The sequence below is a fragment of the Rhizobium sp. GCM10022189 genome, from assembly GCF_042656325.1.
Classification (GTDB): Bacteria; Pseudomonadota; Alphaproteobacteria; order Rhizobiales; family Rhizobiaceae; genus Rhizobium.
Genome location: NZ_JBHSOR010000049.1, coordinates 529,092 through 549,740 on the forward strand (window position 1 = coordinate 529,092; position 20,649 = coordinate 549,740).

Annotated in this window: 23 protein-coding genes and 2 tRNA genes; 9 read left to right on the plus strand and 16 right to left on the minus strand. The window is 62.6% G+C overall.

Annotation, left to right across the window (positions count from 1 at the left end; translation table 11 throughout):
• Both ACFPWW_RS23665 and ACFPWW_RS23670 read left to right on the plus strand, forming a co-directional pair.
• Positions 1-1,596, plus strand: coding sequence for a response regulator (locus ACFPWW_RS23665; protein WP_112753761.1), 1,596 nt, complete (start codon positions 1-3; stop codon positions 1,594-1,596).
• 22 nt (positions 1,597-1,618) lie between these two features.
• Positions 1,619-3,259, plus strand: a complete 1,641-nt coding sequence (locus ACFPWW_RS23670; protein WP_377313417.1) for a VOC family protein — start codon at positions 1,619-1,621, stop codon at positions 3,257-3,259.
• 1 nt (position 3,260) lies between these two features.
• On the opposite strand, the gene ACFPWW_RS23675 is transcribed toward ACFPWW_RS23670, so the two are convergent.
• From ACFPWW_RS23675 to ACFPWW_RS23690, 4 genes are all read right to left on the minus strand, one after another.
• Positions 3,261-4,922 carry a hypothetical protein gene (locus ACFPWW_RS23675; protein WP_377313419.1) on the minus strand — a complete coding sequence of 554 codons (1,662 nt, stop codon included), beginning with the start codon at positions 4,920-4,922 and terminating at the stop codon, positions 3,261-3,263.
• 86 nt (positions 4,923-5,008) lie between these two features.
• Positions 5,009-5,902: a DMT family transporter gene (locus ACFPWW_RS23680; protein WP_112753767.1), complete on the minus strand. Its 894-nt coding sequence runs from the start codon at positions 5,900-5,902 to the stop codon at positions 5,009-5,011.
• A 117-nt stretch (positions 5,903-6,019) separates the two neighbouring features.
• The gene (locus ACFPWW_RS23685) at positions 6,020-7,471 is read right to left on the minus strand and encodes an FAD/NAD(P)-binding protein (protein ID WP_112753770.1); all 1,452 of its coding nucleotides are present in this window, start codon (positions 7,469-7,471) and stop codon (positions 6,020-6,022) included.
• A gap of 94 nt (positions 7,472-7,565) precedes the next feature.
• A complete protein-coding gene (locus tag ACFPWW_RS23690) occupies positions 7,566-7,994 on the minus strand; it encodes an OsmC family protein (protein ID WP_112566874.1) in 429 nt (142 codons plus the stop codon).
• A 155-nt stretch (positions 7,995-8,149) separates the two neighbouring features.
• On the opposite strand from ACFPWW_RS23690, the gene ACFPWW_RS23695 reads away from it, so the two are divergent.
• From ACFPWW_RS23695 to ligD, 4 genes are read left to right on the plus strand one after another with little or no spacing between them, the layout of a single operon-like run.
• Positions 8,150-8,431, plus strand: a complete 282-nt coding sequence (locus ACFPWW_RS23695) for a hypothetical protein (RefSeq protein WP_112566877.1) — start codon at positions 8,150-8,152, stop codon at positions 8,429-8,431.
• Positions 8,432-8,446: 15 nt separating this feature from the next.
• The gene (locus ACFPWW_RS23700) at positions 8,447-8,680 is read left to right on the plus strand and encodes a DUF2188 domain-containing protein (protein WP_112566880.1); all 234 of its coding nucleotides are present in this window, start codon (positions 8,447-8,449) and stop codon (positions 8,678-8,680) included.
• Positions 8,681-8,692: 12 nt separating this feature from the next.
• Positions 8,693-9,547, plus strand: coding sequence for a Ku protein (locus ACFPWW_RS23705; protein WP_112704567.1), 855 nt, complete (start codon positions 8,693-8,695; stop codon positions 9,545-9,547).
• A 2-nt stretch (positions 9,548-9,549) separates the two neighbouring features.
• Positions 9,550-12,072 carry a DNA ligase D gene (gene ligD, locus ACFPWW_RS23710; RefSeq protein ID WP_377313422.1) on the plus strand — a complete coding sequence of 841 codons (2,523 nt, stop codon included), beginning with the start codon at positions 9,550-9,552 and terminating at the stop codon, positions 12,070-12,072.
• 22 nt (positions 12,073-12,094) lie between these two features.
• Here ligD and ACFPWW_RS23715 read toward each other — a convergent pair whose 3' ends face one another.
• Positions 12,095-12,901, minus strand: coding sequence for a Ku protein (locus ACFPWW_RS23715; protein WP_112754738.1), 807 nt, complete (start codon positions 12,899-12,901; stop codon positions 12,095-12,097).
• A 194-nt stretch (positions 12,902-13,095) separates the two neighbouring features.
• On the opposite strand from ACFPWW_RS23715, the gene ACFPWW_RS23720 reads away from it, so the two are divergent.
• Positions 13,096-13,329: a hypothetical protein gene (locus ACFPWW_RS23720; protein WP_112566890.1), complete on the plus strand. Its 234-nt coding sequence runs from the start codon at positions 13,096-13,098 to the stop codon at positions 13,327-13,329.
• A gap of 69 nt (positions 13,330-13,398) precedes the next feature.
• On the opposite strand, the gene ACFPWW_RS23725 is transcribed toward ACFPWW_RS23720, so the two are convergent.
• The 10 genes from ACFPWW_RS23725 to ACFPWW_RS23770 form a co-directional block, all read right to left on the minus strand.
• Positions 13,399-13,474: transfer RNA gene (locus ACFPWW_RS23725), tRNA-Phe, on the minus strand.
• A gap of 177 nt (positions 13,475-13,651) precedes the next feature.
• Positions 13,652-13,864, minus strand: coding sequence for a DNA gyrase inhibitor YacG (gene yacG / locus ACFPWW_RS23730; protein ID WP_112566945.1), 213 nt, complete (start codon positions 13,862-13,864; stop codon positions 13,652-13,654).
• A 122-nt stretch (positions 13,865-13,986) separates the two neighbouring features.
• Positions 13,987-14,607, minus strand: coding sequence for a Maf-like protein (locus tag ACFPWW_RS23735; protein ID WP_007821131.1), 621 nt, complete (start codon positions 14,605-14,607; stop codon positions 13,987-13,989).
• Positions 14,608-14,665: 58 nt separating this feature from the next.
• The gene (infA, locus tag ACFPWW_RS23740; RefSeq protein ID WP_003545338.1) at positions 14,666-14,884 is read right to left on the minus strand and encodes a translation initiation factor IF-1; all 219 of its coding nucleotides are present in this window, start codon (positions 14,882-14,884) and stop codon (positions 14,666-14,668) included.
• 120 nt (positions 14,885-15,004) lie between these two features.
• Positions 15,005-15,490 (minus strand): low molecular weight phosphatase family protein, encoded by a 486-nt coding sequence (locus ACFPWW_RS23745; RefSeq protein ID WP_377313429.1) that lies wholly within the window; start codon positions 15,488-15,490, stop codon positions 15,005-15,007.
• The gene (locus ACFPWW_RS23750) at positions 15,487-15,960 is read right to left on the minus strand and encodes a UPF0262 family protein (RefSeq protein ID WP_112566950.1); all 474 of its coding nucleotides are present in this window, start codon (positions 15,958-15,960) and stop codon (positions 15,487-15,489) included. The genes ACFPWW_RS23745 and ACFPWW_RS23750 overlap by 4 nt, the downstream gene beginning before the upstream one ends.
• 4 nt (positions 15,961-15,964) lie before the next feature.
• Positions 15,965-17,263 (minus strand): histidinol dehydrogenase, encoded by a 1,299-nt coding sequence (hisD, locus tag ACFPWW_RS23755; RefSeq protein WP_113413071.1) that lies wholly within the window; start codon positions 17,261-17,263, stop codon positions 15,965-15,967.
• 35 nt (positions 17,264-17,298) lie between these two features.
• The gene (locus ACFPWW_RS23760; protein WP_112566956.1) at positions 17,299-17,736 is read right to left on the minus strand and encodes a DUF2948 family protein; all 438 of its coding nucleotides are present in this window, start codon (positions 17,734-17,736) and stop codon (positions 17,299-17,301) included.
• Positions 17,737-17,849: 113 nt separating this feature from the next.
• Positions 17,850-19,142: a UDP-N-acetylglucosamine 1-carboxyvinyltransferase gene (gene murA, locus ACFPWW_RS23765; RefSeq protein WP_112566959.1), complete on the minus strand. Its 1,293-nt coding sequence runs from the start codon at positions 19,140-19,142 to the stop codon at positions 17,850-17,852.
• A 114-nt stretch (positions 19,143-19,256) separates the two neighbouring features.
• Positions 19,257-19,466 (minus strand): hypothetical protein, encoded by a 210-nt coding sequence (locus tag ACFPWW_RS23770; RefSeq protein ID WP_112567205.1) that lies wholly within the window; start codon positions 19,464-19,466, stop codon positions 19,257-19,259.
• 154 nt (positions 19,467-19,620) lie between these two features.
• On the opposite strand from ACFPWW_RS23770, the gene ACFPWW_RS23775 reads away from it, so the two are divergent.
• Positions 19,621-19,695 (plus strand) — tRNA-Thr (locus ACFPWW_RS23775).
• 151 nt (positions 19,696-19,846) lie between these two features.
• Positions 19,847-20,089 (plus strand): DUF982 domain-containing protein, encoded by a 243-nt coding sequence (locus ACFPWW_RS23780; protein ID WP_112566962.1) that lies wholly within the window; start codon positions 19,847-19,849, stop codon positions 20,087-20,089.
• A 235-nt stretch (positions 20,090-20,324) separates the two neighbouring features.
• Here ACFPWW_RS23780 and ACFPWW_RS23785 read toward each other — a convergent pair whose 3' ends face one another.
• The gene (locus ACFPWW_RS23785; protein ID WP_112754730.1) at positions 20,325-20,588 is read right to left on the minus strand and encodes a hypothetical protein; all 264 of its coding nucleotides are present in this window, start codon (positions 20,586-20,588) and stop codon (positions 20,325-20,327) included.
• Between the last annotated feature and the right edge of the window lie 61 nt (positions 20,589-20,649).

A 20,649-nucleotide genomic window follows, 5' to 3' on the forward strand; every position in this document is an offset into this window, starting at 1 on the left:
TTGGCGGAAGACTGCTGCGTTCTCATCATCGATGACAACATGGACGACCGCGAAGTCTATCGCCGCATGCTGGCACGCGTTTCCGGCACGAGCTATACCGTCATCGAGGCCGAGAGCGGTGACGAGGGCCTCGCCCTCAACAGCCAGAGGCACCCCCACTGCATCCTGCTCGACTATTCGCTTCCCGGCCGCGACGGCCTGGGCGTGCTTTCGGAAATTCTCGCCCAGGACGCGGCCGCCAATGTGGTGATGCTGACCGGTCAAGGCAACGAAACCGTCGCCGTCGAAGTGATGAAGAGCGGTGCGCGCGACTATCTCACCAAGGATGCGCTGTCGCCCGAGACGCTGCATCGCTGCATCCAGAGCGCCATGATGCACGGTGCGCTGGAAGCGAAGCTCGAACAGAAGCGGCAGTCGCTCGAAATCTTCACCCGCGCCATGGCGCATGATCTCAAGGAACCGCTCAGAACGATCAAATCCTTCAGCCGCATCCTGCACGGCTCGGCCGAACTGCCGGCCGAAGACCGCGAACTGCTCGACTATATCCTGAGTGCGGCCGACCACATGGAAGACCTGATCGTCAAGGTCTCGGGATTTACGAGGCTGGAGGTTTCGAGCGAACTCGAACTCAAGCCCGTTGCGCTGTCGGCCGTGCTCGACCAGGTGGAGCACAACCTGCATCGGCAGATCGAAAGCCGGCAGGCAATCATCGTTCGCGGCCGGCTGCCGGAGGTGATGGGCGACGCGACGCTGCTGATCCAGCTCCTGCAGAACCTCGTTTCCAATGCGATCCGCTATTGCGACGACGCCGTTCCGGAAGTGCGCATTTCGGCCACGGCGGAGAAGGGAACGTGCCGCCTGACGGTCGGCGACAACGGACCGGGCATCGATCCCGATCATCGGGAACTGATCTTCCAGCCCTTCAAACGCCTTGTCGGCCGCGGCATCGAGGGTACGGGGCTCGGGCTTGCCATATGCCGCCGCATCGCGCAGCTGCATGGCGGTTCGATCTGGTGCGAGGCCAGGAACGGCAGGGGAGCGACCTTCCTGCTGGAATTGCCGCTGGCGGCGATATCGGGCGCACAACCGGCCGCCAGCAAACAGCCGCAGGCGGCAAAAGCATCCGACAATGCCAACGAAAGTCGCGGCAGGCTCGCAGAAGTGCTGCTGGTGGAAGACAGCCCGGCCGATATCCAGCTGCTGAAGATCAAGCTGATGCGGCGCGAGAAGGTGAACTTCAACCTGCATGTGGCCAGCAACGGCCGCGAGGCGCTGCGGCTTCTGGAGCAGCGCGCCGGTATTGCGGACGAGCCGCAGATCGACCTGATGCTGCTCGATATCAACATGCCGATCATGGATGGTTTCGAAGTGCTGAACGCGCTTTCAGCCGATCAGCGGCTGAGCCGGATTCCGGTCTGCGTGCTCAGCACGTCGAGCGACGAAAGCGACATGCAACGGGCAAAAGAACTCGGCGCGCGCGCCTACATGGTCAAGCCGCCGACGCTGCAGCAACTCGAAGACGCATTGGAAGGGGTCGACACGCTGGAGCTTCTGCCGCGCGGCGACGCCCTTGTACTTTTTGCGGAACAAAATTAGAGAAAAGGCCATTGGCAACGGCATGACGCTAGCAACGACACTCCTATTCGCTCTCCTGGCCTCGCCTTTTCAATTCGGGCTTTCATCCATGGCATCAGGCATACACCACATCACCCTGATCACCCGCAAGGTGCAGGCGAATGTGGATTTCTACGCCGGGTTCCTGGGCATGCGGCTCGTCAAACAGACGGCCGGTTTCGAGGACGCCACACAGCTTCATCTCTTCTACGGCGACGCCGAGGGCACGCCGGGCTCGCTCGTCACTTTCCTCGTCTGGGAAGACGGGGCACCCGGCCGCGCAGGCTACGGCCAGGTCAGCGAAATATCGCTGGCGATCGATCCTTCCAGCATCGGCTACTGGCTGACGCGCGCCATGCGCTTCGGCTTCCGCTCCGAAGGCCCGGCGGATGAATTCGGCGAGCCGGTGCTGCGGCTGAAGGATCCCGACAATGTCATCGTCAAGCTCGCCGGTGCCAGGGATCTGAAATCGCCCGCCGTCTGGGACGGTGGCGACGTGCCGGCAGAGCATGCCGTGCAGCGCGTGCGCGGCGCAACCATGCTGACCGAACAGCCGGCCGAGAGCCGCCATTTCATCGAAAGCCATTTCGGCTACAGGTTTCAGGCCAATCGCGGCGCGATCGACCGCCTTGTCTCGCAGTCGGGAGACGTTATCGACGTGCGCGATGCGCGTGGCTTCTGGTCCGGCGCGCCGGGGACCGGCACGGTCGACCATGTGGCCTTCCGCGCCGCCGACGACGCTGCCGTGCTTGCCGTCCGCGAGGCGCTCGAAAAGGAAAATGCCTCAGCGACCAACCTGCACGACCGCAAGTATTTCCGCTCGCTCTACGCCCGCGAGCCCGGTGGCAGCCTTGTAGAGCTTGCCACCAATCAGCCCGGCATGATGGTGGACGAGCCGAAAGCCACGCTCGGGACCAAGCTCTTCGTTCCGCCGAAGGATTCGATCACCAGCCTCAGCGACCTGAAGGTGGTGCTGCCGCAGTTTTCCATGCCCGGCCAGCCGCGCATCAACTATCGCGACCTGCCCTTCGTCCATCGCTTCTACACGCCGCCGGACCCGGACGGCAGCGTCTTCGTGCTGCTGCACGGCTCGGGCGGCAACGAGACGACGCTGATGCCGCTGCTGAACAAGGTCGCGCCCCGCGCCACCCTTCTCGGCGTGCGCGGGCGGGCGACCGAGGAAGGCTTTCCACGCTGGTACAAGCGCATTACGCCTTTCTCCTTCGATCAGGACGACATCAAGAACGAAGCCGAAGCCTTCGCCGCCTTCATCGAAGGTGCGGTCAAATCCTACAGCCTCGACCCGAAGAAAGTCGTCTATGTCGGCTATTCCAATGGCGCAAACCTTCTGAACTCGCTGCTCTACCTGCACCCGAACCTCGTGCATAAGGCCGTGCTTCTGCGCTCCATGCCGGTGCTCGATACCTATCCGCATGCCGACCTCAAAGGCACCGACCTGCTCGTCATCAGCGGCAAGATGGATGCCTACGGCAGATATGCGAGCGAGCTGGAAGAGCGGCTGAAGACGTCGGGTGCCACCGTCGATTCCGACGTCATCCCCGGCGGTCACGATCTCGGCGATGCCGACGTGCCGATCATTCAGAAATGGCTGCTGCAGGAGAGCAAGCTGCAGGAAACCCAGTAGCCTACCCGTGGAAGCTGTCCGGGCACGATGCCGGTGTCGCATCCGGCGGTGCCTGCGTGTTGCGGTCGATCCCGTAAAGCCTTGCGAAGCCGGCGTCTTTCACGAGACGGGTACCCACCGGCATGAGGTCGCCGACATTCTGATCCGCCACATCGGCGTTAACGACCAGGATGAAATCGAACTTGCTGCGCCAGTCGACAAGATAGGGCGTGAAGCTGGCGGCCTCCGCCATCAGACCCGGACAGGACAGCACGCCCGTTGAAAAAAGGTTGCCTTCCGGTACCGAGCGATCCGACCAGGATGGAAGGACGGCAAGGGGCTGCTTGCCCTGCGCACTGAAGAGCGTCGGGACGAAAGCATGTGCCAGTGGAACGGCCAATGTCGGCAGATGCCGGAACGTATCCTCGGCGAAGGCGTAATGCCGCTGATCGAGTTTTATCTCGGCAAAGGCCGGATCGTGCTGCAGCGGCAAGATCGCAGCGCCCGCAGGAACGGCTTCGAGCACGCTCTCGACGCTCGCAACGTCGGCTGCGCCCCGCCACCAGTTGAAACCGATCCAGGCGGTCCGGCCAAAGACGGCGAGATTCAAGGCGAGGAACAGGATGATAGCGTGACGCCGGCCGACCTTTTGAAAGGGGCAGATCATCACCATGCCGACGAGGGCGGCCATGATGGGAAAGCGCCAGCTTATCCAGCCGGTGCCAAAAGCGTGCCGTGGCGAAAGGACGGACAGAAGGAGAAGGCCTGCCGCAGTGACGGCGAGCCCTGCATGAAGCCGCAGGTTTCGCGCAGCAATCGCCCTGCTGCAAACGAACAGAAGCGGCACAAGGAAAATGACATCGGCGAGCGCAACATAGGTCCAGACGGCCGACAGCAGGTTCAGGGCCTGCAGTACCGGACTGTCGTTCCAGGCCGGGATGCTGCCCGCATGACTGCCGGGCAGGTCGGCAGCGGTCAGCGCCAGCGCAAGCGGCGGCAACAGGCAGGCAACCGTCGCGGCCGCAAGCCTGCCGGCGAGACGCAACACCGCCGCACCGGACGCCAGAACACCAAAGCGCCAGGAGAATTCCAGCCCGCAGACGATTGCGAGAAAGAAGCCCACAGAAGATATATGAACGACGGTCAGCAGCAGCGACACCGCCACGCGCCACAGGAAGAGCCGGAGCACGGAGCCGGGCTGCAAGCGGTGATCCGCCGCTGCAAACAGCAATGCGATCTGGAAATTGATGAAGCCGCCGATCAGAGTGGCACACCAGGCCAGATACAGCATGCCGACCTGCCAGTAATAACTGCCGCCGAACAGGTGCCGATGCAGCAGGATGGCGCCAAGCGGCGGCAGCACGATCGCCAGGAACAGCAGGATGCGGGCGAGCAGCGAGACACCGATGACGGGACCGATGAAACGGGCGAGCAGGTCGATGCCGACATTGGTGAAGGTGCGGTTCCACTCGATCGCGTAGATTTCCGGGAAAGGCGCTTCCTTTATGCCGCCGGCAAGCAGCCACATGCGGGCGTAATGGTTCGCGTAGTCGAGCAGGGGCGGAAATTTAAACAGCGTGACCAGGAGGGCGACAAGGCCCATGAAGACGAAGAGAGGCACCGTCGACGCCTGCCGGACGGCAACGTCCTGCGGCTTTCCCGGCTTGTGAACGTCCGCTGGCATTATCCGATCGAGGTTCACCATGGCCGATCCTGTCCGAACTCCGGGACAGGTCTAGCAGCCAATGGTCAAGCTTCCTTTAAGCCGAGTTATCCCCGCCTTGCGATCGTAATGCCGGCAAGAACGATCAGGCCGCCCACGGCCTGCATTGCCGTGATCGGTTCGTTGAGCAGCGCCCAGGCGAGAATGGCCGCCACGACCGGCTGGAGAAGCAGCGTCAGCGAGGAGAAGGCCGCCGGCAGATAGGCCAGCGCGTAGGCAATCGCCACCTGTCCGCCGGCGTGGCTGACGAAGGCGAGGCCGAAGACCACCGACCAGCCGTAAAGGCTTGCCGGCAGCATGTGGCCCTCGAAGAAGAAGGCGAGCGGGAAGATGCCGACCGCGGCGGAGGCGGTGCTCCAGAGCATGATGCGGATCGTATCGAACCGGCTGCGCAACGCGCCGATCGACAGGATATAACAGGCGTAGAAGACGGCGGCGACCATGGCGACGCCATCGCCGCGCAGGTCGCCATTTCCAAGGGCGGCAGGCCCGCCCTTCAACACGACCACGCCGGCCAATGCCAGGATAAGGCCGAGCACGAAGACACGGGTCACTTTGGCGCCGAGGAACAGGAAGCCGATGACGGTGACGAAAACCGGAGCGAGGTTTGCCAGCAGCGTCGCGTTGGCAACCGAGGTCATGGTGATCGACAGGTGCCAGGCCGAGAGGTCGAGCGCCAGCACGGCGCCCGGCAGGATCAGCATGCCATAATCGGCAAGGCGCTTCGGCTTGGGGCCGCTATCCCTGCGCAGAAGCGAGAAGATGAAAATCGGGATCAGCGCCAGCGCCACCCGCCAGAAGGCCGTTGCCATCGGCCCGACCTCCGAGAGCCGCACGAAGATCGGCGACCCGCCGATCGCCGCACCGCCGACAATAAGGGCGACGAGCGGAAGGCGGCTGGAAGATGGAGTTTCGGAAACGGAGGAAGCGGCCTGCGACATGATCTCGATACTTTCTGCGCGGCTGATCTCGCAAGCCGCGGCTGACGCAGCGACTATCAGAAGTCGTGCCGCAATGACAGTCAGGGAACGACAGATCGGTCGGAAACAGGTCGCGAATTATCCTGCGGCCGCGGCTTTCAGCTTGTCTGCGATCTGGCGGGCGACGAAGAGCGCATGTTCCGATATCTGCGGCAACCCCATCAACTCCCCGAACGTGCCGCGTGCAAGCGGACCGGAAACGAGCAGGGAAGGGATTGGCCGGCCATCCGCCCCGACCGCTTCGGACCGTTCGGAGCAGGCAAGGCCGAGACCGGTCGGATCGAGGACGAGACGGCCTTCGCGCTCAAGTTCGCCGAGCCAGGGCTGCGTCTGCAGGATGCCGCCATGCGCCGGGCCGGTCGTGACGATGACCGCATCGAAGGTCCGTTCCGATCTTTCGCGAGCATGCCGCGGCTGCAGGGTGATGCGGATCGTCTCGCCCTTGACGCCGGCATCGGCGACGGATGCGGCAAGCACTTCCAGCCGGCCGGCTTCGATCGCCGAATCGAGCACGGCTTCGACCTGCGGGGCAATGCGGAAACGGTGAACATCCCAATAGGGCCTCAGATGCCGGACGATCCGCCGGCGCTCGGCGACCGGCAGAGCGCGCCAGAGATCGTGCCCTTGGGAGCGCACCTGATCGATGACGGCATGCCAGCTCAAGCCCTGCCCTGCGGCCTGGCGAATGCTCGTCCTGACCTTGCGCAACAGCGCGACTGCCGAGGATGCGGGATCGGTGACGAAATCGCCGAAGGGCTCCTGCGGGCTCGCGGCATGGCCGCGCGAGCGCAGGCCGCGGCGGGAAATCGCGACGACAGGACCTTCGTGGCCGTTTCGCGCGAGCGAGGCGATCACGTCTGCCGCCGTCAGTCCGTTACCGATGACGAGAACCCTGTCCTGCGGCCGCACGACCTCGAGGGAGCCCGGTTTGGTGGTATCGGCAACGAAACGAGGATGGTTTGCAAGAATGGCGGCAAGCCTGCCGGGTGCGACCGGCGGCGGATGGCTGGTGGCGACGACGACGATATCGGCTTGCGTCAGCCCGCCCTTGTCGTCGCGGATCACCCAGCCGTCGCGCGCGCGGCGGATGGCCGCCACCTTTGCGCGCCGATGCGCGATGGCCCCCGATTTGAGGAGGGGCTGGAGAAGGGAACCGACATAATCGCCGAACACGCGCCGGCGCGGGAAAAGCTGACCGTTCTCGCGCTGAGCTTCGGGATCGTCGCGCAGCGCATCGTTCGCCTCGATCCAGCGCTGGAACTCTTCCGGATCGTCCGGCTGCAGGCTCATCTTGGCGGCCGGTACGTTGATGCGGTGCGCCGGATCGGCAGTGTCATAGGCAAGGCCGCGGCCCAGCATGGGGCGCGGCTCGAAGACCAGGATATCGGGTGCCTCATTGCCGGCGAGTTTCAGCAGATGATAGGCAACACCCGCCCCCGAAACGCCGCCGCCGACGATGGCGACGAGCGGCCGCTGGGATTTCTCTTCGGTCGAAGGCTCTGTCGGGAACTGCATCTCAGTCGGCATCATTTCAATCGATGCCGGAGCATAGGTGGAGCGCGAGGACCACGCAATGCTCCGCCCCTAATTGTCTATAAATTTTATGCAGAAATCTGCGGTCCGATCATCCGGAGATCGTGGTCGCGAATTCCGGAGTGCCCCTGATCGTATTGCTGACCGTGCAGATCTCGTCTTCGGCCATATGGGCGATCTTGCGGCGCGTTTCTTCGTCTATATCGCCCTTGATGGAGAAGGCGATGTTGAACCGGGCGACGCGCGACAGACCTTCCGCGGCCTTTTCGCCGGTCACATCGGCGGTGATTTCGGTGATCCTGTCGAGGATGCCGAGCTGGCTTGCCGCCATGCGGGCGCTGAGCACGAGGCAGGCCGAAAGCGAGGAATAGAGCAGGTCGAGCGGATTGAAGCCCGGCTGCGACGGGCTGGTGACGATATCGATCTCACCGCCGGTGACCGACGTGACATGCGGAAATCCGGTACGGCCGAGAACGGCTTTTGCACCGGTGGGGCGGGGACGAGCCTTGAGATCGGCCATGTTGAAATCCTCTATCGAATAGAGCTTTCAGATAGTGTTTCGGCCTCGAAGCCGCAATGCCGCAATTTGATTTTCGCCCAGTGCCGCCGAAAGGAACCTTTCTGCCCGTCAGCAGTTTTTGTCGCAGCAACCTCATGAAGAGGCACGATTTTCCCATGCCCGACATCCGCCACATCGACAGCAGGCACAAAGGCATGGATGCCCGCGACCGGCTGATCGTGGCGCTCTATGCCCAGCTCAAGGCCGAGCGGGAAACGCGCGAAACGCTGGAATGGGCAATCCGCAACGGCGCGGTATCCAGGGACGTGCTGGAGGCAATCGCCGCCGATCCCGTTCCTGCCGTCACCGGCGAGGATATCGCAGCGCTTGAAAAGATCGTCGCGGCGGACGAGCGGCGCCGCCCGCCCGAAAGGGAAATGAACAACCCGAACGGCTGACGAGGAGGAAAGCACATGGCCGCCATCACCTATCAGATCGTTCCGCACGACAACGGCTGGGCCTACAAGCTCGGCGACACGCTGTCCGAACCCTATGCCACGGCAGAACAGGCGATGGCTCGCGCAAGAAATGTTGCCGCGCGCCAGAAGATCGGCAAGGGCGACGCGGTGCTCGCCTATCCGGCACCAGACGGAAGCGGCTGGAAATTCCAGGCGCTCGAAACGGACAAAGGCAACGGCAGACGCTGAACGGAGGGAGCGATGACGGCACGCGCAAGCTGGAAGGGCCATCTGAAGGTCGGCGACCTTGCTTGCGCCGTTGGCCTCTATACGGCCGTTTCCGCGTCCGACCGCCTCTCCTTCAACATCATCAACCGCAGGACCGGGCACCGCGTCGAACGCCAGTTCGTCGACAGCGAAACCGGCAAGCCGGTGGAACGCGACGACCAGGTCAAGGGCTATCGGATGGAGAGCGGCGACTACATTCTCATCGAGGGCGACGAGATCGCCGAGATCATGCCCGAAAGCGACAAGGTGCTGAACGTACAGGGCTTCATTCCCTTCGACGGGATCGACAAGCTCTATTTCGACCGCCCCTATTATCTGGCGCCGGTCGACGAGCACGATGCGGAAGCCCTTGCACTCATCGCCCGCGGCATGCAGGACGGACGGGTGGCGGCCCTTGCCGAAGCCGTGCTCTTTCGCCGCAACCGCACGCTGCTCATCCGCGCGCATGACGACCATATCATCGCGACCATGCTGAACTTCGATTACGAGGTTCGCTCCGCAAGCACCGTCTTCAAGGACATTCCCGACATCAAGTTCGACAAGGAAATGCTGGAACTCGCCGGCCATATCATCGCGACCAAACAAGGCAGTTTCGACCCAAGCGAATATCACGACCGTTACGAGGCGGCGTTGGTCGAGTTGGTGAAAGCCAAGATCGAGGGCCGGGCGCCGCCGAAACGCAAGCGCGAGCCGGAGCGCAAGGTGGTCGATCTCATGGAGGCTTTGCGCCAAAGCGCCAAAATGGGCGCCAGGACGAGCGGCAAGGCATCGGCCAGGAAGCCCGCCGCACACAAAGCCGCCGATAGAAGCAGCAAGAAGGCGAGCTGAGCATGGCGCTCGAGACCTATCAGGCCAAACGCGATTTCAAGGTCACGCCGGAGCCGCGCGGCAGGCGGGGACGCACGAAGGGCAACAGCTTCGTCATCCAGAAACACGACGCCACGCGCCTGCACTACGATTTTCGCCTCGAGATGGACGGCGTGCTGAAAAGCTGGGCCGTCACCAGAGGCCCGAGCCTCAATCCCGAAGACAAACGCCTGGCCGTTCATGTCGAGGACCATCCCCTCTCCTATGGCGATTTCGAGGGCGTCATTCCGAAGGGCCAGTATGGCGGCGGCACCGTGATCGTCTGGGATCGGGGCACCTGGACGCCGCTTGGCGACGCGCACAAGGCCTATCGCAAGGGCCATATGGAATTCGAACTCGACGGCGAGAAACTGAGGGGACGCTGGCATCTGGTGCGCATGCAGGGCAAGCCCGGCGAGAAACGCGAGAACTGGCTGCTGATCAAAGGCGATGACGAAGAGGCGCGGCAGGCGGGGGCGCCCGACATTCTCGACGAGCGTCCGGAATCTGCCAAGACCGGGCGGCAGATCGAGGAAGTGGCCAAGAAGCCCGACGCCACCTGGCAATCCAGGCCTCGAGGCGGCAAGGCCGTTGCCGCGAAGACCAGGGCCCCGGTCCGGAAGGCGAAGCCCCCGGCCCCGAAGGAGCGGGACTGGCCGAAGGGAGCGAAAAAGGCAGCCATGCCCGACTTCACCGAACCGGAACTAGCCAAGCTCAAGCCAACGCCGCCGGCCGGCGATCGCTGGGTCCACGAGATCAAGTTCGACGGCTACCGGCTGCAGGCGAAGATCAAGGACGGGCGCGTGACGCTGCTGACGCGTGGCGGGCTCGACTGGACAGAAAGATTCGGCAAGGAGATTGTCGAAGCCTTCGCATCCCTGCCGCTTGAGACCGCCGTCATCGACGGCGAACTTGTCGTCGAGCGCGATAGCGGCGCATCGGACTTTTCCGCCCTGCAGCATGACCTCAGCGAAGGCCGCCATGACCGCTTCGTCGTCTACGCCTTCGACCTGCTGTATCTCGACGGCTACAGCCTGCTGAACGCAAGCCTTCTCGCACGCAAGCATCTGCTGGAGGGGCTGTTGCCGAGCGATCAGGGCAAGCTGCGCTACAGCGGGCATTTCAACGAGAATGGCAGCCTTGTGCTGGACCATGCCTGCCGGCTCAGCCTCGAAGGCGTCATCTCCAAGCTGCGCGACAGCAAATATGTGTCCGGCCGCAACGGCGAATGGATCAAATCCAAATGCTCGCATCGCCAGGAATTCGTCATTGGCGGCTACGTGCCTTCGACCTCCATGAAGAACGCCATCGGCTCGCTTGCCATGGGCTATTACGAGGACGGCGCGCTGAGACATGTCGGCCGCGTCGGCACCGGTTTCACGGTCGCGACGGCCGAGATGCTTTATCAGCGGCTCTCGGCGACGGAGACGAAACACAGTCCCTTCGGCGACAAGCTGACGGCCGAGGAGCGGCGAGGCCTGCATTACGTGAAGCCTGAACTCGTCGCGGAAGTGGAGTTCCGCGCCTGGTCGGCGGATGGTAATCTGCGCCACGCAGCCTTCCGCGGATTGCGCGAGGACAAGCCGGCGAAGGACGTTGTGCGCGAGATGGAAAAGACGACCGCGAAAAACCTGCCGAAATCCACAGTGCAGCTTACCCACCCGGACCGCATATACTGGCCGGACGAAGGCGTCACGAAACAGGGCCTTGCCAATTATTACGCGCAGGTCTGGCACGTCATGGCGCCCTATGTGGTCAACCGGCCGCTCGCCCTGCTGCGCCTGCCCGACGGCATTTCCGGGCGTCAGCGCTTTTTCCAGAAACATGCCTGGAAAGGCATGAACGACCATATCGAGGAAATTACCGACCCCAAGGACAAGGCTGGCGAGAAGCTTCTGCGCATCACCGATTTCGACGGCCTGACGGCGCTGGTGCAATCGGCCGTGCTGGAAATCCACCCCTGGGGTGCTACGACGGACAATTGGGAAAAGCCCGACATGATCACCATGGACCTCGATCCCGCCGAGGATGTGCCGTGGGAGAATGTGATCGCCGCCGCTTACGAACTGAAGGAGCGCATCGAGGGCGAGGGTCTTGCGGCTTTCGTCAAGACGTCCGGCGGAAAGGGCCTGCATGTGGTGGCGCCGCTTGAGCCGAAGGCCGGTTGGGCTGAGGTCAAGGGATTCGCCAAATGGCTGGCCGACAGCATGTCGAAAGATGATCCCGACCGCTATCTCGCAACCGCGACCAAGGCGAAACGCAGCGGCAGGATCTTCATCGACTATCTGAGAAACGGCCGCGGCAATACCGCCGTTGCCGCCTATTCCGCGCGCGCCCGCCCCGGCGCGGCCGTCTCCATGCCGCTGGACTGGAACGAACTGACGACCGACGTCGGCCCTGCCTATTTCACCGTCGACAATGCGCCGGCGCGGCTCGATGCGCTTGGCAGGGATCCTTGGGCGGGGTTCTTCGCGGCAGCCAGGCCCTTGCAGAAGAGGAAGCGGTAGCGGCGCGGCATTGGCAAGAAGATCACCGCGACTTCCCTCGCCCGCTTTCGGTGGCCAAGCTCTTCTTCAGCGCATCCATGATGTTGATGACATTGCCCGTCGATTTGACCGGCGCGGGTTTACGCGCGGGGGCAGCCTTTCTGAGGCTCTTTTCCTTGCCGCGGATCAACGCCTTCAGCCGTTTCTGCACCGGATCCTGCACCATCGAAGGGTCCCATTCCCTGGTTTCCTCCCTGACCAGCTTCTTCATCAGGGCCAGCAACTCGCTGTCGACCTTGGCCTTCATGTCGAGTTGGCCCGCCGGTTCGCGCACCTCGTCGCCATAATGCAGGGTCCACAGGACAATGCCCTTGCCCTGCGGCTCGAGCAGTACGGCGCGCTCGCGCCGGTAGAGCACCAGCCGGGCGATGCCGACGACGTCATTGGCCCGCATCGCCTCGCGGATGACGCAAAAGGCTTCGGTGCCGACCTTGTCTTCCGGCGCCAGGAAATGCGGCTTGTCGTACCAGATCCAGTCGATCGAGCCACGCGGCACGAAGCTGTCGATATCGATGGTGCGGGTGCTTTCCAGCCCCACTTCCTCGATCTCCTCGTCTTCGAGCAGGACATAGTCGTCCTCGCCGCGCGGATAGCCCTTCACCTGATCCTTCTCGGAAACGGGCCTATGCGTGACGCTGTCGACATAACGGCTTTCGACGCGGTTTTTCGTTGCGCGGTTCAGGACGTGGAACCGCACCTTGCTCTGCTCCGTCGTCGCCGGCGTCAGCGATACGGACGCGGTGACAAGGGAGAGTTTGAGATAACCTTTCCAGAACGTTTGCCGGGCCATCTGCCCTAAACGGAAATGGTCGCGAGAGGTTCCGCCCGCCGGAGCGATCGAGGCAGAAAATTGCGGCTCCGGCGACAGAGGCTCGACGGCATGCGGCGCCGCGAGGCCCGGCGGCCATCACATGTTCGTTTCGAACAATTTCCTGACACGATTTCGTATCAACTGGTTAGATATCGTTACCAGCAGGCAAACAGATGCAAAAAGATGATGTCGCCCGAGCCAGGAAAGTCGCTCTCGTCCTCACGCTGTTTTTCGGCGCGCTGATCTCCTGCGCGAAGTTTGCCGGACTGTTTCCGCCGCCGGGTGTGAAGGACGAGGCCAGATACGGACCGCCGGGCTGGTTCTCGAGCTTCGATCTCGGCCCCCCGCCCTTTTCTCCCCCGCCGGAGTTCCGGCCGGTCGAAGAACCGCGCGACATTTCCGTTTGAACAATTGCGCCGCGTGGCTTGGCTGATCGCCGAGCGGTCGAAACGCATGAAATTTCGGATGGAAATAAGTGGTGCCCAGGACCGGAATCGAACCAGTGACACGCGGATTTTCAATCCGCTGCTCTACCAACTGAGCTACCTGGGCTAACCATGCTTCCTGACGATCATCCCGCTCTGGAATGTCGGGGCCTTGGTGCGCCCCGGAAGCGAGCGGGGTTATAGCATCTTGTTCGCCCATGGCAAGCATCAAATGATAGTTTTTTGACGGTCCTCCGGATTTTGGCGATTTGCGAGGAAAAATAAGGGCTTCGCGGTGGAGAACCTAGTTTTCCTCATCCGGATAGTCCGCCTTCGTCTCGTCGTCGGCCACGGGAATGGCGTAGGAACCCGACAGCCAGCGCGACAGGTCCACCTCGCGGCAGCGGTTGGAGCAGAAGGGATAGTGTTCGCGGTTCGACGGTTTGCCGCATTCCGGGCAGGGACGCGTCTTGCGCAGCGGCTCGACCTTGCCGCCGGTCTTCGTTTCGTCAGACATGGTTTCCTCCGAAAGCATCGGTCCGAAAATCGGAACGGTTTTCGGAAAACCTGATGCGTAGATTCAAAACGGCAGAGCATGCCTCCTGCGCCCGAACGGACACACGGCGCTCCGGCGGGAGATCAGCCCTCGGGCCAACGGCTGTGGACATCGAAGCCCTCGCCGGTCAGAAGCAGGATGGTTTCATAAAGCGGCAGACCTACGACATTGGTGTAGGACCCCACCATTTTCTGCACGAAGGTGCCGGCAAGCCCCTGGATGCCGTAGGCACCCGCCTTGCCGCGCCACTGGCCGGACGCGATGTAATTTTCGATCTCGAAGCTCGACAGCCGCTTGAAGCGAACCTTGGTCTCGACGATCTTCTGGCGCACCTTGCGGTCGGGCGTAATCAGGCAGATGCCGGTATAGACCACATGGTTGCGGCCGGAGAGCAGGTGCAGGGAATTGGATGCCTCATCGGCAAATTCGGCCTTGCCGAGAATGCGGCGGCCGACGGCGACCACCGTGTCGGCGGACAGGATATAGCTGCCCTTCCAGGTGATGTCGCCCTTGATGGCGGCAAGTGCGGCTTCGGCCTTTTCGCCCGACAGACGGCGGGCGAGCGAGCGCGGGTGTTCCGACTTCTTCGGCGCCTCGTCGATATCCATCGGCATCAGCCGCGACGGCTCGATGCCGGCCTGATTGAGCAGATCGACGCGGCGGGGCGAGCCCGAGGCCAGAATGAGCTTGTATTTCAGCGCCATGGAACCTCGACCATCGGCAGGCGGGAGCGGAAGCTCATGCGAGCTTCGCACACCAGGCTTACTTGAAGCGGTAGGTGATGCGGCCCTTCGTCAGGTCGTAGGGCGTCATTTCGACCAGAACCTTGTCGCCGGCGAGAACGCGGATGCGATTCTTGCGCATGCGGCCGGCGGTGTGGGCAATGATCTCATGTTCGTTTTCGAGCTTCACGCGGAATGTCGCATTCGGCAGAAGTTCGGTCACGATACCCGGGAATTCGAGGACTTCTTCTTTCGGCATATAAGGGTTTTCTTCCTGTGTGTTGGGTAAAAAGGCGCAAGGCGCCTGAAAATTTGCGCGGAAACTACACAATCAACGGGGATTTGTGAACCTCGTAGATCGGGCTTTCCGATTTTTGTTTCACGCCGATTGCGCGGCAATGCCATTTCGCTTGAGTAGCCGGCTTTCTATGAGGCCGGCCAGGTGATCGCGAACTTCGCGATAGCTGTCCAATATCTGCTCGCGCGTTCCGGTCGCCACCGTCGGGTCCATGGTCGGCCAGTAGACGACCTCGACAGCGCTGGAGCGGGTCAGTTCGAGCGCCGCATGATGGGCCTGCGGCGAGAGCGTGATGATGAGGTCGAAATAGTCGTCCTCCAGCTCTTCCAGCGTCTGCGGCTGGCGGCGGCCGAGCGAAAGGCCGATTTCCTCCAGCACGACATCGACGAAGGGATCGCGTTCGCCGGCGCGAACGCCGGCCGACTTTATATAGGTATTGGCGGGCAGAATGCTACGGGCGATCGCCTCGGCCATCGGCGAACGGATGACGTTCAGCCCGCACATGAAGAGGATGGCGCCCGGCCGCTTTCCATCTTCCGTTTCGACGTGCGGCTCCATCGCCGTCATCCGCGCCAGTAGAGAACGCAGACCAGCGTGAAGAGACGCCGGGCCGTGTCGAAATCGACGTCGATCTTGCCGGAAAGCCGGTCCTTCAGGGTCTGCGATCCCTCGTTGTGAATGCCGCGCCGTCCCATGTCGATCGCCTCGATGCGGCTCGGCGAGGCGGAACGGATCGCCTCGTAATAGCTTTCGCAGATCATGAAATAGTCTTTCACGATCCGCCGGAAGGGCGTCAGCGACAGGATATGGGTTGCGACATCCTCGCCTTTTTCCGTGCTGATCGCAAAGACCAGCTTGGAATCGACGAGCGAGATGTTCAGCCGGTAAGGTCCGCCGGCATGGCCTGACGGCGCAAACGAATTCTCCTCGATCAGATCGAAGATCGCGACCGCGCGCTCGTGTTCGACATCGGGTGTCGAACGGCCGATCGTATCGTCAAGGACAACGTCGCAGAGCCGAAAGTCGTCCTTCGCCATTCCCTCACCTTTCGAGGTTCAGGCGGATCGCGACCGATCGCGCATGGGCGTCGAGACCTTCGGAAACGGCAAGCGCGATTGCCGCCGGGCCGAGATCGCGCAGCTGCTGGGGACCGAGCCGCAGGATCGAGGTGCGCTTGACGAAATCGAGGACCGAAAGGCCGGAAGAGAAGCGGGCAGACCGCGCCGTCGGCAGCACATGGTTGGAGCCGCCGACATAATCGCCGATCACTTCCGGCGTATGGGCGCCGATGAAGATCGCGCCGGCGTTGCGGATCTTCTCCACGAAGGCGTCGGGATTGGCGACGGCAAGTTCCAGGTGCTCGGCCGCGATGCGGTTTGCGAGCGGAACGGCATCCTTCAGGTCGGAGACGAGGATGATAGCGCCGAAATCGCGCCAGCTGGCGGCTGCGGTCTGCGCGCGGTTCAGCGTCTTCAGCTGCCGCTCGACGGCGGCTTCCACCGCCTTGCCGAATTCCTCGTTATCGGTAATCAGGATCGCCTGGGCGCTTTCGTCATGCTCGGCCTGTGCGAGCAGATCGGCGGCAACCCAATCGGGATTGTTGTCCCTGTCGGCAATGACCAGCACCTCGGAGGGGCCGGCGATCATGTCGATGCCGACCGTGCCGAAGACCTGGCGCTTGGCGGCGGCGACATAGGCATTGCCCGGGCCGGTGATCTTGGCGACCGGCGCGATCGTTTCCGTGCCATAGGCAAGGGCGGCAATCGCCTGCGCGCCGCCGACACGGTAGATTTCATCGACGCCGGCAAGTTTTGCGGCCGCCAGAACGGCCGGGTTGACCGAGCCGCCGGTTGCCGGCACGGCGATGACGATGCGCTCGACGCCCGCAACCTTCGCCGGCACGGCGTTCATCAGGACCGAGCTCGGATAGCTTGCCGTACCACCGGGCACATAGAGGCCGACGGCTTCGATCGCCGTCCAGCGCGAGCCGAGGCCGACGCCCATGGCATCTTCGTAGATATCGTCCTTCGGCATCTGGCGGCTGTGATGGGCTTCGATACGAACCGCCGCGACCTTCAGGGCGCCGAGCACTTCCGACGGCACGACCTCGACGGCGTTTTCGATCTCCTCCTCGCTCACGCGCATCGGCACGGTGGCGTAGTCGATACCGTCGAACTTCTTCGAATATTCGGCGAGAGCGACGTCGCCGCGGGCGCGCACGTCATCGATGATGGCGCGCACCACGGCGTTGACGTCTTCGGAGACCTCGCGCTTGGTGGTCAGGAAGGCGGCGAAACGCTGCTCGAAACCATCGGATGCCTGATTGAGCCAGATTGCCAAGGCCGGAATTCCTTCTCTACTCGAAACTGTTGCGCTCAGGTGCCGGGATGGCGCGGCTTCGAGCCGGTTTCCCAGGCGCCGCCGATATCGGCAAGCTGGACTTCGATGCATTCGACATCGAGGACGATCGAGGCCGTGCCCGACAGCGAGAGTTCGAGCGTGCCTTCCGGACCCTCGCCCTTCTGCTCGAAACGCAACGCCAGCAGCGACAGCACGTCGTCGCGTCGCGCGCGGTCGATGCCGATCGAGCGGACGGACAGGACACGCTTGAAGACGAGGGCGGCGCGGCGGCGCTCGAAACCCTTGCGCTTGCGGGCCGCCTCTTCCCAGACGAAACGGTTGGCGGCGAGCGCAAACTGCTTGTCGCGCGGCGACCAGTCGATATCGGCCACCTTGAAGACGCTGTCCTGCGTATGCGCGGAAATGACCGCAAGGTCCTCACTATCGAGCGCAACAAGCTTCAGGTCTGCCATCCGGCCTCTATCCCATGTCCTTCGGCCGCGACTGCGGCGATCTGTCAGACAAGGGAAATAAGATGCTCAGGGCAAATACGCAACCGGGATAAAGGGCGTATGGACGCCCTTTATCACTCGCTGACGCGCTCGACGATGGCGCCGCAGCGGGTCAGCTTTTCTTCCAGCCGCTCGAAGCCGCGATCGAGGTGATAGACGCGGGAAACCGTGGTTTCGCCCTCGGCGGCAAGGCCGGCGATGACGAGGGAAACGGAGGCGCGCAGATCGGTCGCCATGACGGGGGCGCCCTTCAGCCGCTGGACACCCTCGATCCTGGCCGTCTGGCCCGACAGCGAGATCTTCGCGCCAAGGCGGGCAAGCTCCTGCACATGCATGAAGCGGTTTTCGAAGATGGTTTCGGTGACATGCGAGATGCCGGACGAGCGCGTCATCAGCGCCATGAACTGCGCCTGCAGGTCGGTCGGAAAGCCCGGGAAGGGATCGGTGACGATATCGACCGGGCTGATGCCGGCCCCGTTGCGCTTGATGCGCATGCCGTTGTTGGTCGGCGAAATCTCCGCGCCGGCGCGACGCAGCGTTTCCAGCGCCGTTTCCAGGAGGGCCACGTCGGTATTTTCGAGCACGACGTCGCCGCCGGCCATGGCGACGGCCATGGCATAGGTGCCGGTTTCGATGCGGTCCGGCAGGACGCGGTGACGCGCGCCGGAGAGCGAGGTGACGCCTTCGACCGTGATGGTCGAGGTGCCGGCGCCGGAAACCTTGGCGCCCATGGCGTTCAGGCAGTTGGCGAGATCGACGACTTCAGGCTCGCGGGCGGCATTGCCGATGACGGTCGTGCCGCGGGCAAGCGTGGCCGCCATCATCATGACATGCGTCGCGCCGACCGAGACCTTCGGGAACGTATAGTGCGTGCCGATAAGGCCGCCATCGGGCGCCTTGGCGTTGATATAGCCGCCATCGATTTCCATGGTCGCACCGAGCGCGGTCAGGCCCTCGATAAAGAGATCGACAGGACGCGTGCCGATGGCGCAGCCGCCCGGCAGCGATACGCGGCAATGGCCCTCGCGCGCCAGAAGCGGGCCGATGACCCAGAAGGAGGCGCGCATCTTCGAGACCAGTTCGTAAGGCGCGGTCGTATCGACGATGGTGCGGCAGGTGAAATGGATCGTGCGGGCGTAGGAATCTTCCTGGCGCTCGCGGCGGCCGTTGACGGCGACGTCGACCCCGTGATTGCCGAGGATGCGCATCAGCAATTCGACATCGGCAAGATGGGGCACGTTTTCCAGCGTCAGCGTATCGCTCGTCAGAAGCGAGGCGATCATCAGCGGCAGCGCGGCATTCTTGGCGCCGGAAATCGGAATGATGCCGTTGAGCTCATTACCGCCGACAATTCTGATACGATCCATGTGCACTTACGGGCGAGGCCCGCCTTTCCTGAAAAGTTTTGCCTGTGGGCAAGGCAAGAAGTGGGGGTCTTTAGAGCAAATCCCCCGACGCTTCAATTCGCCGCGGAGCGAACATTACGATTCGTCCATTTTTGCGGCGGGCTTTTTTGCCGCCGGCAGGCCATCCGTCTCGTCGGCCTGGCCGGACCGGCGGGCGCGCACCTGCTGTTTGCGTCGTGAAAGATTTTCTCTCAGCTTTTCGGCCGCCCGCTCGCGGCGCAGCGCCGCCTGGGCCTCCATGGCCGCTTTCCGGCTCTGCCGGGCCTTTTCAGTCTCTTCGTTCATGCCCCAGAAGTAACCGAATTTGCGCCGTTCCAAAAGTGGTCCGGACGTTATTCCCAGAGAAGTTGGAATTTGCGGCTTGCGCTCCTGCCGAAGCTGTGGCAATAGGCGCCCCGTTCACGCGAATTGAGCGCTTGCGCCTCACGCGTCTGGTCCTGCTGCCGTAGCTCAGTGGTAGAGCACACCCTTGGTAAGGGTGAGGTCGGTGGTTCAATCCCACTCGGCAGCACCAGTTTCTCCTCCAAAGTCGCTATCCACCGCGCCAATTGGTGCCATTGCTGCCGGCAAAAATCTCGCTAGAATATTGGCATCCTGAAGTCTTTGCGGAGGGAACCCCGAGGCTTCATTCAATGTTTCTATCGACACATGCTGGAGGAGCATCGATGGCGACTGAGCGATGGAATAGTCCGATCAAGGTGGGTTTCGACGAGGCGGGAGCGCGCACGGTTAACGGACCGTTCGATGCCCTGGCATGCCTCAGCGACCTGTGGCCTGCCGCACGCGGATTGAAATATCTGAAGGCACGCAGCGCCTGCCGCGCAGCACTCGACGGCCGAAAGAGCGTCGAGGAAGCCCGCGCAGAGTTCATGGCGGCGGCCGAGGAAGCAAAGCTTAAAGTGCATTAATCTTTTGGCGGCGATATCGGGCCACGAACGTCCGATCCGTTCCGAAACGGAGCAATGCTTAATTTTCACTTAACCCTGCACGCAGCCCGCGCAGGGCTTTGTCCCGAAAAGCATTGCGCCGGTCGTCCGTTCATCAATAGAACGACGCCAGCCATCATGATGATGGTTAGAGGCTCGTCACCCTCTGCGGGAGACTGCGGACGAGCCTCGTTCGAAAGAATTTTCAGACATGCGCTCAGCAATCCGAAGTATTCTCATCCTCGACCTGAATATATCCCACACCGATGATTGTGCCGTCCGCAGTGCGGATGAAGGACGGCAGGTAATGCGGTTCGGCCGGCTTGCAGACGGAGGCGCCGGAATATTCGTTCAGGGCGATTTCGTCCTTCGGCAGCGCCGAGTAGTTCATGCCGGCTTCGAGCGAGGCATAGGCGGAACCGGCAAAGGCGCCGCAGCCGAGAAGAAGGCCGGCGGCCCACAGGCGGATAAGCGTTTGCATTATTGTCTCCAGCATTGAAATCAGCTTTTCAACACGCAAGACGCAGAGTTGGTTCCCTGGA